This window comes from Spiribacter halobius (genome assembly GCF_020883455.1).
Classification (GTDB): domain Bacteria; phylum Pseudomonadota; class Gammaproteobacteria; order Nitrococcales; family Nitrococcaceae; genus Sediminicurvatus; species Sediminicurvatus halobius.
On the sequence record NZ_CP086615.1, the window covers coordinates 1,888,265 to 1,903,271 of the forward strand.

The 15,007-nt window shown below is 70.6% G+C and carries 11 protein-coding genes; 5 read left to right on the forward strand and 6 right to left on the reverse strand.

Going from position 1 to position 15,007, the window contains the following annotated elements; all coding sequences use genetic code 11:
* Positions 1-3: 3 nt before the first annotated feature.
* The 3 genes from LMH63_RS08585 to fdhF are packed head-to-tail and all read left to right on the forward strand — an operon-like array spanning position 4 to position 4,537.
* Complete coding sequence (locus tag LMH63_RS08585) at positions 4-1,707, forward strand: NADH-ubiquinone oxidoreductase-F iron-sulfur binding region domain-containing protein (RefSeq protein ID WP_229332762.1); 1,704 nt, start codon at positions 4-6, stop codon at positions 1,705-1,707.
* Positions 1,689-2,360, forward strand: a complete 672-nt coding sequence (locus tag LMH63_RS08590) for a 2Fe-2S iron-sulfur cluster-binding protein (RefSeq protein ID WP_109680418.1) — start codon at positions 1,689-1,691, stop codon at positions 2,358-2,360. Before LMH63_RS08585 ends, LMH63_RS08590 begins: the two co-directional genes overlap by 19 nt.
* Positions 2,357-4,537 carry a formate dehydrogenase subunit alpha gene (fdhF, locus tag LMH63_RS08595; RefSeq protein ID WP_229332763.1) on the forward strand — a complete coding sequence of 727 codons (2,181 nt, stop codon included), beginning with the start codon at positions 2,357-2,359 and terminating at the stop codon, positions 4,535-4,537. The genes LMH63_RS08590 and fdhF overlap by 4 nt, the downstream gene beginning before the upstream one ends.
* A 334-nt stretch (positions 4,538-4,871) precedes the next feature.
* Here fdhF and LMH63_RS08600 read toward each other — a convergent pair whose 3' ends face one another.
* The 6 genes from LMH63_RS08600 to LMH63_RS08625 form a co-directional block, all read right to left on the reverse strand.
* On the reverse strand, positions 4,872-6,641 hold the full coding sequence (locus tag LMH63_RS08600; protein ID WP_109680024.1) for a bifunctional diguanylate cyclase/phosphodiesterase: 1,770 nt from the start codon (positions 6,639-6,641) through the stop codon (positions 4,872-4,874).
* A gap of 156 nt (positions 6,642-6,797) precedes the next feature.
* Positions 6,798-7,961 carry an NnrS family protein gene (locus LMH63_RS08605; RefSeq protein WP_109680025.1) on the reverse strand — a complete coding sequence of 388 codons (1,164 nt, stop codon included), beginning with the start codon at positions 7,959-7,961 and terminating at the stop codon, positions 6,798-6,800.
* Between the two features lie 52 nt (positions 7,962-8,013).
* Positions 8,014-8,703, reverse strand: a complete 690-nt coding sequence (locus LMH63_RS08610; RefSeq protein ID WP_109680026.1) for a Crp/Fnr family transcriptional regulator — start codon at positions 8,701-8,703, stop codon at positions 8,014-8,016.
* Positions 8,696-9,262 (reverse strand): molybdopterin-guanine dinucleotide biosynthesis protein B, encoded by a 567-nt coding sequence (gene mobB, locus LMH63_RS08615; RefSeq protein WP_109680027.1) that lies wholly within the window; start codon positions 9,260-9,262, stop codon positions 8,696-8,698. The genes LMH63_RS08610 and mobB overlap by 8 nt, the downstream gene beginning before the upstream one ends.
* Before the next feature lie 276 nt (positions 9,263-9,538).
* Positions 9,539-10,180, reverse strand: a complete 642-nt coding sequence (gene narL, locus LMH63_RS08620) for a two-component system response regulator NarL (protein WP_109680028.1) — start codon at positions 10,178-10,180, stop codon at positions 9,539-9,541.
* Positions 10,177-11,997 carry an ATP-binding protein gene (locus LMH63_RS08625; RefSeq protein WP_109680029.1) on the reverse strand — a complete coding sequence of 607 codons (1,821 nt, stop codon included), beginning with the start codon at positions 11,995-11,997 and terminating at the stop codon, positions 10,177-10,179. The genes narL and LMH63_RS08625 overlap by 4 nt, the downstream gene beginning before the upstream one ends.
* Before the next feature lie 167 nt (positions 11,998-12,164).
* Here LMH63_RS08625 and LMH63_RS08630 point away from each other — a divergent pair, with 167 nt between their 5' ends.
* A complete protein-coding gene (locus LMH63_RS08630) occupies positions 12,165-13,544 on the forward strand; it encodes an MFS transporter (protein WP_109680030.1) in 1,380 nt (459 codons plus the stop codon).
* Positions 13,545-13,583: 39 nt separating this feature from the next.
* Positions 13,584-14,981 carry a NarK family nitrate/nitrite MFS transporter gene (locus LMH63_RS08635; RefSeq protein ID WP_109680031.1) on the forward strand — a complete coding sequence of 466 codons (1,398 nt, stop codon included), beginning with the start codon at positions 13,584-13,586 and terminating at the stop codon, positions 14,979-14,981.
* Positions 14,982-15,007: the final 26 nt, after the last annotated feature.

Consider the following 15,007-nt stretch of genomic DNA (forward strand, 5'->3'; position numbering starts at 1 on the left):
GCCATGGCCCGGGCCGACAGTACGCCGGAGGCGCGGTATGCTGAGGCCTACGGCCACGCCCAGGCGCGGGCGGCCGGCGAGGAGGCGAGCATGCGACTGCTGGAGCGGCTCGAGGCGATTCAGGCGCGCGGCGGCGCCGTGACGGACGCCGACCTGCAGGCGCTCGCCCGCGACACCGGAACGCCGCTCTACCATCTCGAGGGCCTGCGCAGCTTCTACCCTGTCTTCCGGGAAGCGCCGGGGCCGGTGCATCGTGTTCAGGTCTGCCGCGATGCCGTGTGCCGGCTGGCGGGTGCCGAGCCCGCCGTCGCCGCCCTGGAGGCGGCGCTCGCCGGCCGGGACGACGTCGCACTGGAGCGGGTCTCCTGCCTGGGGCTCTGCGACTGCGCGCCGGCGGCGAGCCTGGACGAGGCGCCCGGCGCGCTGCCCGCGCCGGAGCGCCTCAGCGCCTGGCTGGACGGCGGCGAGCGGCCCCCTGCCGCCACGGCCGCCGGTGGGCCGCTGCCCACCGACCCGTATGCCGGGCGCCACGAGCACTACGCCACGGCCGCCCGCTGGCAGGGCGCCGACCCCGAGGCGGTGATCCGGGCGCTGGACGAGGCCGGCCTGCAGGGACTCGGCGGCGCGGCCTTCCCCACCGCGCGCAAGTGGGCCTTCACCCGGGCCGCCCAGGGCGCGCCGCGCACCGTCATCTGCAACGCCGACGAGAGCGAGCCCGGCACCTTCAAGGACCGGCTCATCCTCGAGGCCGCACCGCACCTGGTGATCGAGGGCATGGTCATGGGCGCGCGGGTGATCGGCGCCGGCCACGGCATCATCTACCTGCGCCACGAGTACCAGCGGGCGCGCGAGTCGATCGCGGCGGCGCTGGCCGACGCACGCGGCCGCGGCCTGCTCGGCGAGGGCTTCGACATCGAGCTGTTCGTCTCCCCGGGCGGCTACATCCTCGGCGAGGAGACGGCGCTGCTGGAGGCCCTCGAGGACCGCCGCGGCGAGCCGCGCAACAAGCCGCCGTTCCCCACCAATGTCGGCCTGCACGGCGGCCCGACGCTGATCAACAACGTCGAGACCCTGGCGGCGGTGACCACCATCCTCGCCCACGGCCCGGAATGGTGGCGCGCCCAGGGCAGCGGCGGCTACTCCGGGCTCAAGTACGTCAGCGTCTCCGGGGACGTCGTCACCCCGGGAGTGCACTGCCTGCCCTGGGGCACGCCGGTGCGGGAGGCCATCGAGCGCTGCGGCGGGGTGATGGAGGGCCGAGGGGTACTCGCCTTCTCCCCCGGCGGCGCCTCGACGCCGTTCCTGCCCGGGTCGCTGCTGGACACCCCCCTCGCCTTCGAGACCCTGCGCGAGGCGGGCAGCGGGCTTGGCACCGGCGCGCTGGTGGTGGTGGCCGAGGGCCGTGACCTCGCCGACGTGCTGCTCGCCCAGGCCCGGTTCTTCCGCAACGAGTCGTGCGGCAAGTGCGTGCCCTGCCGGGTTGGCTCGCGCAAGGGCGTGGCCCTGGCCGAAGCGGCGGCTGCAGGCGAGGTCGCCCCGGGCGTGGCCGAGGCGCTGCGCACCCTTCATGGCACGCTCGCACGCACGTCCATCTGCGGCCTCGGCCAGGTGGCCCTGCTGCCGGTGGTGGACGCCCTCGAGCGCTTCGCCGACGAGCCTTCCGTCCAGCGACTGCGGGGAGAGGTCCCATGGGCGACGTCACCCTGACCATCGACGACCGGACCGTCACGGTGCCTGCCGGCACCAGCGTCTGGGAGGCGGCGGCCCGGCTCGGCATCGACATCCCCGTGCTCTGCCACGATCCGCGCCTGCGGCCGGTGGGTGTCTGCCGGGTCTGCGCTGTGGACACCGGCGAGCGGACGCTGCCTGCGTCCTGCGTGCGCGAGGTGCAGGAGGGCATGCAGGTGCGCACCGATACCGACGAGGTGCAGGCGCACCGCCGCGTGCTCACGGAGCTCCTGCTTGCCGACCAGCCACCGGTGAGCCGCCGCGAGGCCACTACCGGCCATGACCAGCTCTATGCCCTGGCGCGCAGGCTCGGCGTGGGGACGATCCCCTGGCCGGATGGCGCCGAGGGTCATCCCCGCGGCGAGGACTGGAGCTCGCCGGTGATCGCCGTCGACCACCAGGCCTGCATCCTCTGCGACCGCTGCGTGCGCGCCTGCGACGAGATCCAGCACAATGACGTCATCACCCGCAGCGGCAAGGGCTACGCCACCCGCATCGCCTTTGACCTGGACGCCCCCATGGGCGAGAGCAGCTGCGTGTCCTGCGGCGAGTGCGTCGCGGTGTGCCCGACGGGGGCGCTCACCCACCGGGCGCTGCCCGCTGCCGCGGCGGGGGAGGGAAGCCAGCCATGAAGCGTTTCGACGCCGGCGCCGCTGCCCCGGCACTGGACGACATCCGCGAGGTGCCGACCCTCTGCCCGTACTGCGGGGTGGGCTGCGCCCTCGCCTACGGGGTGGACCGCGAGGGCATCATCCACTATGCCCGCGGCCGGGACGGCGCCTCCAACGCCGGGCGGCTCTGCGTGAAGGGCCGCTACGGCTTCGACTACGCGAGCCACCCCCAGCGCCTGACCCGCCCGCTGGTGCGCCGGGACGAGGCCTACCCGCGGGGCCCGCTGTCCGCGTTCTCCCGCCCGGGCGCCAGCGGGCCGCGCAAGCCCGGCGGCATCGTCGACTATGCCGAAGTGCTGCCGCACTTTCGCGAGGCGAGCTGGGCAGAGGCGCTGGATCGCGTCGCCGCCGGGCTGGCCGGCGTGCGCGACCGTCACGGCGCGGACGCCGTGGCCGGGTTCGGCTCCGCCAAGGGCTCCAACGAGGAGGCCTACCTCTTCCAGAAGTTCATTCGCGCGGTGATCGGCACCAACAACGTCGACCACTGCACCCGCCTCTGTCACGCCTCCTCGGTGTACGCACTGATGGAGGGCATCGGCTCCGGGGCGGTGACCAACGTCGTGCGTGACGTGGAGAACGCCGAGGTGGCGGTGATCGCCGGCTGCAATCCCACCGCCAACCACCCGGTGGCCGCGACCTTCATCAAGCAGGCGGCGGCCGCGGGCACGAAGCTGCTGGCGGTGAACGTGCGCCGCCCCGGGCTCGCCGACTACGCGCAGCAGTACTGCCAGATCCGACCCGGCACCGACGTCGCCTTCTACAACGCGGTGATGCACGTGCTCATCGACGAGGGCCTGCACGATCGCGCTTTCGTCGCCGAGCGCACCGAGGGCTTCGAGGCCCTGCGCGAGGTGGTGGCCCGCTACAGCCCGGAGGCGGTGGCCGGGATTACCGGCGTGCCGGCGGACGAGATCGCGGGCTTTGCGCGCACCCTCGGGCGGGCGGGCTCGGCGATGTTCTTCTGGGGCATGGGCATCAGCCAGCATGTGTTCGGTACCGACAACGCCCGCTGCCTGATCGCCCTGGCACTGCTTACGGGCAATATCGGCCGTCCCGGCACGGGCCTCCATCCCCTGCGCGGGCAGAACAACGTCCAGGGCGCCTCCGATGCCGGGCTCATCCCCATGTACTACCCGGGCTATCAGAAGGTGGCGGACGCGACGGTGCGGGCGCGCTTCGAAGGGCTCTGGGGCGTGCCGCTGTCGCCGGAGCCGGGGCTCACCACCGCCGAGATCACCCACGCCGCACTGGAGGGGCGGATCCGCGCCCTGTACTGCATGGGCGAGAACCCGTTCCTCTCCGACCCGGACGTGAACCGGGTGCGCGAGTCCCTCTCGAGCCTGGAGTTCCTGGCGGTGCAGGACATCTTCCTCACCGAAACCGCGGAGTTCGCGGACGTCGTGCTGCCGGCGAGCTCGTTCATGGAGAAGCGCGGCAGCTACACCAACACCGACCGCCGCGTGCAGCTTGGCCGCCCGGTGCGCGAGCCCCCCGGCGAAGCGCGGGAGGACTGGCGCATCATCGCGGCCCTGGCGCGCCGGCTCGGGCATGACTGGGACTACGCCGACGAGGCGGCGATTTTCGACGAGCTGGTGGCGGCAGCGCCGCTCTATGCCAACCTCAGCCACGAACGGCTCGGCGACAATGGGCGCTGGTATCCCTGCCCGTCGCCGGAGTCCGACGGCGAACGGCTACTCTTCACGGAGCGCTTCCCCATCGGCCGCGGCCGTTTCGTGCCGGCGGAGCTCGGCGAGGCGCCGGATCTGCCGGACGCCGAGTACCCGCTGGTGCTCAACACCGGGCGGCAGCTGGAGCACTGGCACACGGGCGTGATGACGCGGCGCTCGCGGGCGCTGGACGCCCTGGCCCCGGAGGCGCGGGTGGAGGTGCACCCGGACGATGCCGGGCGCCTCGGCATCGCCGACGGCGACTGGACGCGCCTCACCTCCCGGCGCGGCAGCGTGCAGGTGCAGGCGAAGGTCACCGATGACGTCGCCCTGGGCACGCTGTTCCTGCCGATGCACTTCCGCGAGGCCGCCGCCAACCTCCTTACCAGCCCGGAGCTCGACCCCTACGGCAAGATCCCCGAGTTCAAGATCTGCGCCGTGCGCCTGGAGCGGTTGCCGGAGCCGGAATAACCGCGAAGGCGCGAAGGACGCCAAGGCGGGAGGAAGGCGGGTAGGTCGTGCGCGGCTGCAGGCCGCGTGCGACATGGGCGGTGGCGTTCCTGCCGCGCGGGGATAAAACACAACGGCACAACGGGCACAACGTTTCACCACGACGGAGATTTGGGAGAGGGGGCGACTTGCCAACTTGGCCGATTGGTTCCTGTGTCGCCCGTCGGCTCGTTATCGCCTCCGGAAGCGTTGTGCCCGTTGTGTCGTTGTGTTTATCCAGCCTGGCTGGCGCAGGGAGAAACGCAACGCCCGGCCCCGGTGCGCGTCCTGTCTGCGAAACGGTGAGATAGGCGGGCTAGGGCAGGCAGGCGAGGGTTACGTCCGCGCCGTCCGCCTTGGCCTGCTGTTTGAGGTCGGCCAGCAGCTGCATGAGGGCCGCGTCGTCGCGCTGCCGCGACTGCGGAGCGAGGACGGCGGTCGCGGCGCAGGCCGCGAGCAGCGGGAAGCGTCGCACCCTGCCGCGGCGGTCGACACCGCGCAGATAGCCGGCCCTGCGATGGGCCTCTTCGTAGAACGCGCGCACGTCTTCTCGGAAGCTGTCGAGAATGCCGCCAAGCGTTCGGGGCAGAAGGCGGCCATCATCGCCGGGCAGGCCGACGAAGAAGTCATCGCCGCCGATATGGCCGACAAAGGCATTCTGATCGCTCAGTCGCTTGCTGAGCAGCTCCGCCAGCAGACGCAGCACGCGGTCGCCCTGGCGGAAGCCGTAGTGGTCGTTGTAGGCCTTGAAGTGGTTGAGGTCCACGTAGGCCATGGTGGTGGGCTCGGAGACGTGCAGCCGCTCGCCGATGAAGCGCTGGATCATGCGGTTGCCCGGCAGCTGGGTCAGCGGGTTCTGGTCCCGGGCCTGCTCGAGGCTGCGCTTGTGCATGGCGAGCAGCAGCGCCTCGGCGTGCAGCATGCCGTGGTAGCGGCCGTCACGGGTGAGGAGCACGCCCTCCCCGCCGCCGGCAGCGGTGTATGCCTCCAGCAGCGCCTCGACGGGGGTGCCGAGCTCGGCTCGCAGGGCCGGGTGGACAAACTGGCCGAAGCAGTCGCCGAGCCGCTTGCGGGATAGCAGGTCGCGGCCGCAGGCGGAGTAGATGTAGGCCTTGAGGTCGCGCTCCCGAACCAGGCCCCGGGGCCCGCCCTCGACGCCGACGAAGGGGAAGGCGCGGCGCTCGGGATTGCGCCGGAACATCTCGAATACGTCTGCCATGCGCATGTCCGCATTGACAGTAGGCGCCTGGTCCACCTGCTCCTCGGCGCAATCGGCATCGTCGCGCGAGCGGCGGCGCTCCCCGGCGTGCAGCTCGGTGACCCGCTCGCAGTGGCAGCGCATGCGGTGGGCATCCAGTGCCGGCGCTCCGGTCCAGTAACCCTGCACCCGATCACAGCCGATCTGCTCGCAGGTGCGGAACTCCTCGGCGGTCTCCACGCCCTCGGCGATCACCTGGATCCCGAGCGTCTTGGCGAGCTCCACGGCATGCGCCGCGAACACCCGCTTGCGCGGATCGGCATCGATGTTGGCGATGAAGTAGCGGTCCAGCTTGATGAAGTCCGGATGCAGGTCGTAGAGGAGCGAGAGGCCTGAATAACCGGTACCAAAATCGTCGAGGGCGATCTGCACCCCGGCGTCGCGGTAGCGGGTGAGTCGCCTCTGCAGGGTCTCCAGATCCCGGATCTCCCGCCGCTCGGAGACCTCGATGACCACCGACAGCGGCGAGACGCCCCGCTCGCGTATGGCATCCAGCCAGTTCTCGGGGCTGTCGGCTGAATCCTCGAGCACGCGGTTGTCCACGTTCAGGAACAGCGTGAGCTCGTCCGCCTTGTCCAGCTGCCGGAAGGCGGCGAGCGCGCCCTGGCGGAGCAGGTTCTCCAGCAGTCGCAGACGCCCGCTGCCGGCGGCGGTTTCCAGCATCTCCGGCACCGAGGCGAAGCCGATCCGGTCCACGCCGCGGGTCAGTGCCTCGACGGCGACACAGCGGCCGCTGCGGATGCCGACAATGGGCTGGAACGCGAACTGGAGATGCTTCTGCGCCAGGCCGAAGGGAAACTCCGGCACCGCCTCGATGTGGCTCGCCATGGTGCCCCCGTTTTGATAACCCCTGTACAAAGCTTAAGCAAGGATTGTCCCAACCGTCCTTACCGAATGATGACAGTTGGACGGGCGGCGCAACCGGGGGCTCCATGGTGCCGGAACGGCACTCCGGCCGGCAGCTCGACCGACGGCGCCGCAGGTTCAGGCCAGGGCGTCGGCCCGTGGCCGGACCAGGATGGGCAGGTAGGTGACGGCGTAGGTCAGAAATGCCAGGGCCCAGGCGAGGCCCGCGAGTGCCTGCAGGCTGGCAGTGGGGAGCGGGGTGTAGGCGCCGAGGCGCAGCGCGGCCGCGATCAGCATCAGCCCGAATGCGGCGACCATCGGCCTCGGCGCGCGCATGGGCCGGCCAGTGTGGCCGAGGGCGACGCGGGCCATCATGCCGAGGGCGAGCAGTCCGAGTGCGCCGGCGGTGAGAGCATGCGCACCGGCGCTCCAGGGTATGCCGGCCCCCAACAGATTCGCGGCCTGCAGCGCAAAGCCGACAGGCAGAAACCAATAGCCCGCATGCAGCACCCAGAGCATGGGCTCGCCCAGGGTGCGCCACGGCTGCCAGGTGAGCCAGCGGGCCAGCGTCAGCGCCGCTGCCGCCAGCAGCACCGCCGCGAGCAGGGCGCTGCGTCCGCTCACGAGCCAGGCGATTGGTATCGTGGCGGTTGCCAGTGTCGCCGCCCAGGCGAGCCAGGGGCGTGGCGGGATGCGCACCGCCGCCAGCCGGCGCTCGGTGAAGAAGGGGATGACGCGACCGCCCATGAAAGTCAGCAGCAGGGCGACCAGCCAGACCGACAGGGTGAGCGCCGGGTAGGCGGCCCCCGGTGCGATCCCCAGCCAGTCCGCGTGAAACCCGGCGTTGAGGGCGGTAAAGGCCGCCAGCAGCGGCACGAACACGTAGTTGCGCCGGTTGCCCGCACGCCAGAGAACCCGCCCCAGGGCGAGGGCGAGCGCCGGCAGGAAGGCGAGGTCGAGCAGCGCCAGCGCCCACGCTGGCAGGAGGCCCGGCAGCAGGAAGCCGAGCCTGGCCGCGAGCCAGAGCAGGAACAGCGCCCCCAGCCCCCGGGGCCCGATGGGCCGAAGCCCGGTCCAGTTGCCCACGGCGGTGAGGCAGAAGCCGGCGATCACCGCGCTGGTGAAGCCGAAGAGCAGCTCGTGGGCGTGCCAGTACACCGGCACCATACCGGCCGGCAGCGGCACGTGTCCGGCGAGGAAGCCGACCCAGACCAGCAGCAGCACCGGCGCCAGACAGGCGGCACCGAGGAAGAAGGGCCGGAAGCCCACGGAGAAGAACGGCAGGGTGCAGACGTTTTTCATAGCGCTGGCAGCATGGACGCTCAGGGCGCCGCAGTGCCTTGATCTGGGGCAACTACTCCCCATCCCGGCGCAGCCGCTCCGGCGCGTGAATGGTGACCGCGCGGCCGCGCAGGCTGAGGATGCCGGCCTCGGTGAGCTGGGCGAAGCTGCGGGAGAGCGTCTCCGGGCTCACCGACAGCCGCGCCGCGATGGTCTGTTTCGGGACGGGCAGGGTCAGGGTGGTGCCGGCGGTCGCGCCCTCGGGCAGCAGCGCGAGCAGGTAGTCCGCCAGGCGCTCGCGGGCGCTGCGCAGGGTCAGCCGCTCGATCTCCGCGACGCGGGCGTGCAGATGCATGCTGAGATCCCCCAGCAGCTCCAGGCAGGCTGTGTTGTCGGCGGCGAGGATCTCGCGGTAGGCGGCATTGCCGACGGCAAGCAGGCGGGCGTCGGTGACCGCGGTGGCGTCCACCGGATAGCAGGCGATGTCCATGAACATCACCGCCTCGGCGAAGGCCTGTCCTGGGCCGAACAGCTCGATGATCTTCTCGTGGCCGGTGCGCGAAGTGCGCGAGAGCTTGATCTGACCCGCCTCCACCAGAAAGAAGCGCTCGCACGGGTCCCCCTGGTGGAACAGCGGCTCCCCGGCGGCTAGCGCGACCTCCCGGGTGGCGCCGGCGAGCTGCAGCCGCTGGGCGGCGGAGAGGGGGCGGAACAGCGCATGCCCTGCAAGCCGCGCGGCGATGCCCTCGCGGATATCATTCATTCTGCGGGGCTCGCGGTTGCCTAACCTCCTCGAGCCAGCGGCGGATGAACGCGGCCACCGATTCCGGCTGATCCAGGGCCAGCACCGGGAGCCGGGTATCGACCTGCTCCGGGCTGTCCGTGACCACGGCGAGGATGTGAGCGTCCCCGGGGTAGAGCGGCGGCTCACCCCGGGCGGCGCGCCAGACCTCGAGCTTGGGGATGGGCGCATGGCGGAACCCCTCTACCAGCACCAGGTCGTTCCGCTGCCGGTCCACCCGGGCCAGCTCCTCCTCCAGCACCGGATCGCGCGGCTCGGCACGCTCGACGATGCGCACGTGGCGCCGGGCGGAGGTGATCAGTACCTCACGGGCGCCGGCCTCACGCAGCCGATGGCTGTCCTTGCCGGGGTGGTCCACGTCGAAGCGGTGATGGGCGTGCTTGACCAGGGCAACCCGCAGCCCCGCCGCCGTGAGCCGTGGTATGACGGCGGCGAGCAGGGTCGTCTTGCCGGCGCCGCTCCAGCCGGCGATACCGAGGACAGGGGCTGGCTGTGCAGCGGAGGCCGGTTGCGCGGTCACGCTGGGTCCTGGGAATGGCGGCCGGGACAATCATGATGCCTGTGCGCTCTGCGGCGGGCCAGTGGGCGATGTCGGCCGGCTTCCACCTGGGCGGATGGGTTGCGCGCAGCATGGGTGCGCTCCCCCCGGGGGATTCGCGGCGGGGGCGCAGCTTCGACGCGTTGCGTGCCGGGACCGCCAGCGGACGAAAGCCCTGGGAGGCGCGCCCTCGCGCCGAAGCCGGCGGCCGCGGACAGATGGAAGCGCAGGCGGGCGAGGGGCCTGGACCCACCCGGCCTACTCGATGCCGTGCTGCACGGCCCACACGGCCGCCTCCACCCGCGAGCGCAGCCCCATCTTGCGCAGCAGATTGCGGACGTGGACCTTCACCGTGCCCTCGCTCACTTTCAGCTCACTGGCGATGCGCTTGTTGCTGAGGCCACGGGCAAGGCAGCCGAGCGCCGCTCGCTCCCGGGGTGTCAGCTGTTCCAGGCCCTCGCTGCCCGGATCGCGACCCTGCACGGCACGGGCGAGCACGCCGGTGAGGCGCTCGCTCAGCACCATCTCGCCCTCGGCAGCCTCGCGGATGCTCTCCTGCAGGGCCTCGGGTTCCATGTCCTTGAGCAGGTAGCCGTCGGCGCCCGCCCGTAGCGCCGCCACCACATGCTCGTCACTGTCGGAGACCGTGAGCACAACGATGCGGCACTGCACGCCGGCGCTGCGCAGGGCGCCGATGGCGGCAAGTCCGTCCATGCCGCGCATCCGCAGGTCCATCAGGATGAGGTCGGGCTCGTCGTTCTTCACCGCGGCCAGGGCCTGCTCGCCGTCGCTGGCCTCACCGGCGCAGGCGAGCCCCGGCGTGAGCTCGAGCAGCTGGCGTACTCCGCGGCGAAAGAGCGGATGGTCGTCGACGATGAGCACCGTGGTTGGCGTGCTCATGGGACGTCCTCCGTTTCACGGGTGGCCTGGGGCCGGAAGCACACCTGTACGCGGGTCCCGCCCTCCGGGCGCCGGGTGAGCTCGAGCCGGCCGCCGAGGGTCTCCGCCCGCTCGCGCATGATGACCAGGCCATAGTGATGATCGGGCTCACCAGCCGGCGGGCCGATACCATCGTCATCCACTGTCAGGCACAGCCGCCCCTGGGCGTCAGTGGCAAGGCGCACCTCGCAGTGTTTCGCTTCGGCATGCTGGGTAACGTTGGCCAGCGCCTCGCGGGCGATCTGCACGAGATGCAGCTCCTCGTTGGCGGTCAGCGGCGGCTCCGCGCCGGCATGATACAGCGACACGCGAACGCCACCACGCTCGGCACTGTCGCTGACTGCCGCCTCCAGGGCAGCACCGAGCCCGCCCTCGGTGAGCCGCAGACGGAAGGTGTCCAGGAGCTCGCGTAGCTGGCGGTAGGCATCGGCCAGGCCCGTGCGCAGCTCCTCCAGCACGGCCCGTGCCTCTTCCCTGCCGTCCTCCTCCAGCGCCGCCTGCATGCGAGTGGTCTGGATCCGCAGGTATGACAGCGACTGCGCCAGCGAGTCGTGCAGCTCGCGGGCGATGACGGCGCGCTCCTCCGCCAGGGCCAGCCGCCGGCGCTCGGCCTCGCGCTCCCGCTGCCCCAGGGCGCCGGCGAACTGTCCGGCGATGGACTCGGCGAGGCGGATCTGCCAGCCGGCGAGCGGTCGCCCGGGGGGGTGGGCGATGCGCAGCGTGCCGTAGCGGTGGCCGGCCTCGCTCAGCCGCAGATCGAAGACACCGCTCTCGCCGTGGGGCGGCGGCGGGCAGCTCGGTACCGCCGGGCCATTGCCCGCCAGCGGACCCGCGGCGACGAGCTGGCGGTAGGGCTGACGGTGGCCGGGCCGTGTCAGGCACAGGCTCGCCGGGCCAACGTCCAGCACCGCCGTCAGATGCTCCAGCACCTCCTGGAAGTCGGCGACGGCCGGTGCCTCGCGGCCGAGTCGCCGGGCACCCTCGTAGAGCAGCTGCAGCGCCCGATTGCTCTGGGTCAGCCGAGCGGTGCGGTCCGCTACCAGCGTCTCCAGGCGGTGGGTCATGCCCTGCAGGCTCTCGGCCATGCGGTTGAAGGTCATGGAGAGCAGGCCGATCTCGTCGTCCTCACGGTAGCGGGTGCGGGCCGCGAGATCGCCGGCACGAACCTGCTCCACGGCCGCGAGCAGCTGCCGCAGCGGGGGCAGGATCTGCGTGCTGAGGCGATACATGGCGTAGAACACCAGCGCCAGTGTCGCGAACAGAGCTATGCCCTGGAGCGTGCGCAGGAGCTGGATCTTGGCCTCCGCCTCGCGCTCGAGCCCGGTCACCAGCTCGTCCACCCTGGCAACAAAGGGGCCGACCACCTCCAGGTAGTCGCGCACTGCCTGGCTGTCGCCGCTGCTGGCTCGCCGAGCCAGCGGCTCCAGTGCCAGGGACCACTGCACGGTGACCGTGCTGTAGGTGACGCGAACGGGGTGGCCGTCGGCGCCTGGCAGCACGCGGGTAAGCGCCGGTGCCTCCAGGTCGTCCCTGAAGCTGGCCAGGGCACCGTCGACCTCAGCCCTGGGAGCGCCCTGCTGCAACAGGCTGGCCAGCCGCCAGGCCTGCATGCGCAACGTCCCGGCATGGTTGATGGCGGCCGCATCTCCCGCCGCGGTCTGCGCCACGATCACCGAGGACAGCAGGCCCAGCAGCGCCAGCGCGACGATGGCCCCGAGCACCACCCCGAGCTGGGCGAGCAGGGATCGCTTCGGAGTCGGGTACGTGCTGGCAGCCATGCGCCGAGACTCTCATCCAATGGCTGGCCGGTGTCTACCTAAAAAGAGGTAGGCAGTTGATATCCTTGGAACATCTCCAGGGTGACCTTGATCCGCATCAAGGTTATCCCGCTGACCCTCCGTAGCCTCGGCTCCAACGACAAAGCCATTGGCAACCGGAGGGCGTCATGTCTCAACCACCAGAGGGCGTACAACGCCCCGAGCAATACCGGGCACTGACCCTGAGCACCGTCGCCTTCACCGTCTGCTTCGCGGTGTGGACGATCTTCTCGATCATCGGTGTGCGCATCCAGCAGGATCTGGGCCTCTCCGAGACTCAGTTCGGCCTCCTGGTGGCCACACCGGTGCTCACCGGCTCCATCAGCCGCATCTTTCTCGGCATCTGGACGGAGCAGTTCGGCGGCCGGCTCGTGTTCACCATCCAGATGCTGCTCACGGCCCTCTGCGTGTATCTGCTCTCGTTCGTGCAGACCTACGAGCTTTTCCTGCTCGCCGCGCTGGGCGTGGGGCTTGCCGGCGGCTCGTTCATCGTCGGCATCGCCTACACGTCGGCCTGGTTCGAGAAAGAGAAGCAAGGCACGGCCCTCGGCATCTTCGGCGCCGGCAACGTGGGCGCGGCAGTGACCAACTTCGGCGCACCGTTCCTGCTGGTGGCGCTCGGCTGGGAGCAGACCGCCGTCGTCTACGCGACGGTGCTCGCCATCATGGCCGTAGTGTTCTTCATCTTCTCCAAGGAGGATCCGGCCACCGCGCGGCGCAAGCGCGAGGGCCGCAAGCCGAACAGCGCCCTGATGCAGCTCGAGCCGCTGAAGTACCTGCAGGTCTGGCGCTTCTCGCTGTACTACTTCTTCGTCTTCGGGGCGTTCGTGGCGCTGGCGTCCTACCTGCCGCGCTACTACGTCGGCGCCTACGGCGTGGATATCGCGCTGGCCGGCACCTTCGCCGCGCTCTACTCGCTGCCCGGCAGCGTCTTCCGGGCCCTGGGCGGCTGGCTGTCCGACGTCTACGGCGCCCGGGCGGTGATGTACTGGACCTTCATCGCCTCGCTGGTCTGCCTGTTCTTCCTCTCCTATCCGGAGACCCGCTACGTGGTCCAGGGCAAGGACGGGCCCATCGAGTTCAGCATGGCGTTACCGCTGTGGGGGGCGGTGCTGTTCACCGTGGTGCTCGGCTTCTTCATGTCGCTGGGCAAGGCCGCCGTCTACAAGCACATCCCCGTGTACTACCCGAACCACGTGGGTTCGGTGGGCGGCCTGGTCGGCATGATCGGCGGCCTCGGGGGCTTCTTCCTGCCCATCGCCTTCGGGATGGTGCTCGATTTCACCGGCATCTGGACCAGCTCCTACATGGTGCTGTTCGTGCTGGTGGCTGTCTCGCTCACCTGGATGCACTTCGCCATCCGGCGCATGGAGCGGCGCAAGTTCCCGGGCCTGGAGAGCGAGGAGAGCTTCCGTTACCTGCCGGAGATCCAGGACCTCCCCGGCACCGCCCGGCCGCCCGAGCGGGCGACCGGTCCCCAGTCACAACCCCAGGGCAGCGGCGCCTGACGGCGCCCCCCGCTACGGATTCCCGGGAGGAACCTGACCATGGCTACCATCGCCACCCCTGGCAACAGACACCTGATCACGGACTGGCGTCCCGAGGATGCCGAGTTCTGGGAGAGCTACGGCAAGCGGGTTGCCACCCGCAACCTCTGGATCTCCATCCCCTGCCTGCTGCTGGCCTTCTCGGTGTGGATGGTGTTCAGCGCCGTCGCCGTGCGCCTCAACAGCATCGGCTTCACCTTCACCGACAACCAGCTGTTCTGGCTCGCCGCGCTGCCCGGGCTCTCCGGAGCGACGCTGCGCATCTTCTACAGCTTCATGGTGCCGATCTTCGGCGGCCGGCGCTGGACGGTGATCAGCACCGCCTCGCTGGTGATCCCGGCGCTGGGCATGGGGCTGGCGGTGCAGAGCCCGGACACGCCCTACTGGGTGTTCATCGTCCTCGCGCTGCTTTGCGGCTTCGGCGGCGGCAACTTCGCCTCCAGCATGGCCAACATCAGCTTCTTCTACCCGAAGAGCCAGCAGGGCACGGCCCTTGGGCTGAACGCCGGGCTCGGCAACCTGGGCGTGTCGGTGATGCAGTTCGTGGTGCCGGCGGTGATCACCACCGGCGCCTTCGCCGCCGTGTTCGGCGGGCCCCAGGAGCTCTCCGACGGCGGGCGCCTGTGGCTGCAGAACGCCGGCTTCATTTGGGTGCCGTTCATCCTGCTGTTCACGGTGCTCGCCTGGTTCGGGATGAACGATCTTGCCACCGCGCAGGCCTCGTTCCGGGATCAGGCCGTCATCTTCAAGCGCAAGCACCAGTGGCTGATGACCTATCTCTACATCGCCACCTTCGGCAGCTTCATCGGCTACTCGGCGGGCTTCCCACTGCTGATCAAGACCCAGTTCCCGGACGTGGACCCGCTCCAGTACGCCTTCCTCGGGCCGATGGTGGGCGCGCTCATCCGCCCGGTCGGCGGCTGGATGTCCGACAAACTGGGCGGTGCCCGGGTCACTTTCTGGAACTTCGTGGTGATGATTGCAGCGGTCTTCGGTGTGGTCTATTTCCTGCCGGTGCTGGGCACGGAGGGCAATTTCTGGGGCTTCTTCGGCATGTTCATGCTGCTGTTCATCACAACCGGCGTGGGCAACGGCTCCACCTTCCGGATGATCCCGGTGATCTTCCGCAACATCCACGAGCGCGGTGCCGAGGGGCAGGGCGAGGAGGCCCGGCTCGCCGCCATCAAGGCCGCCAACAAGGAGTCCGCGGCGACGCTGGGGTTCAGCTCGGCGATCGCCGCCTACGGCGCGTTCTTCATCCCCAAGGCGTACGGCACCTCCATCGCCGTGACCGGCGGGCCGACGGCGGCGCTGTATGCCTTCGCCATCTACTACCTGACGTGCATCGCCGTGACCTGGTGGTTCTACCACCGCCGCGGCGCGGAGGCGCCGTGCTGAGCGCGCGGCGCGACCCATTCGCCGGG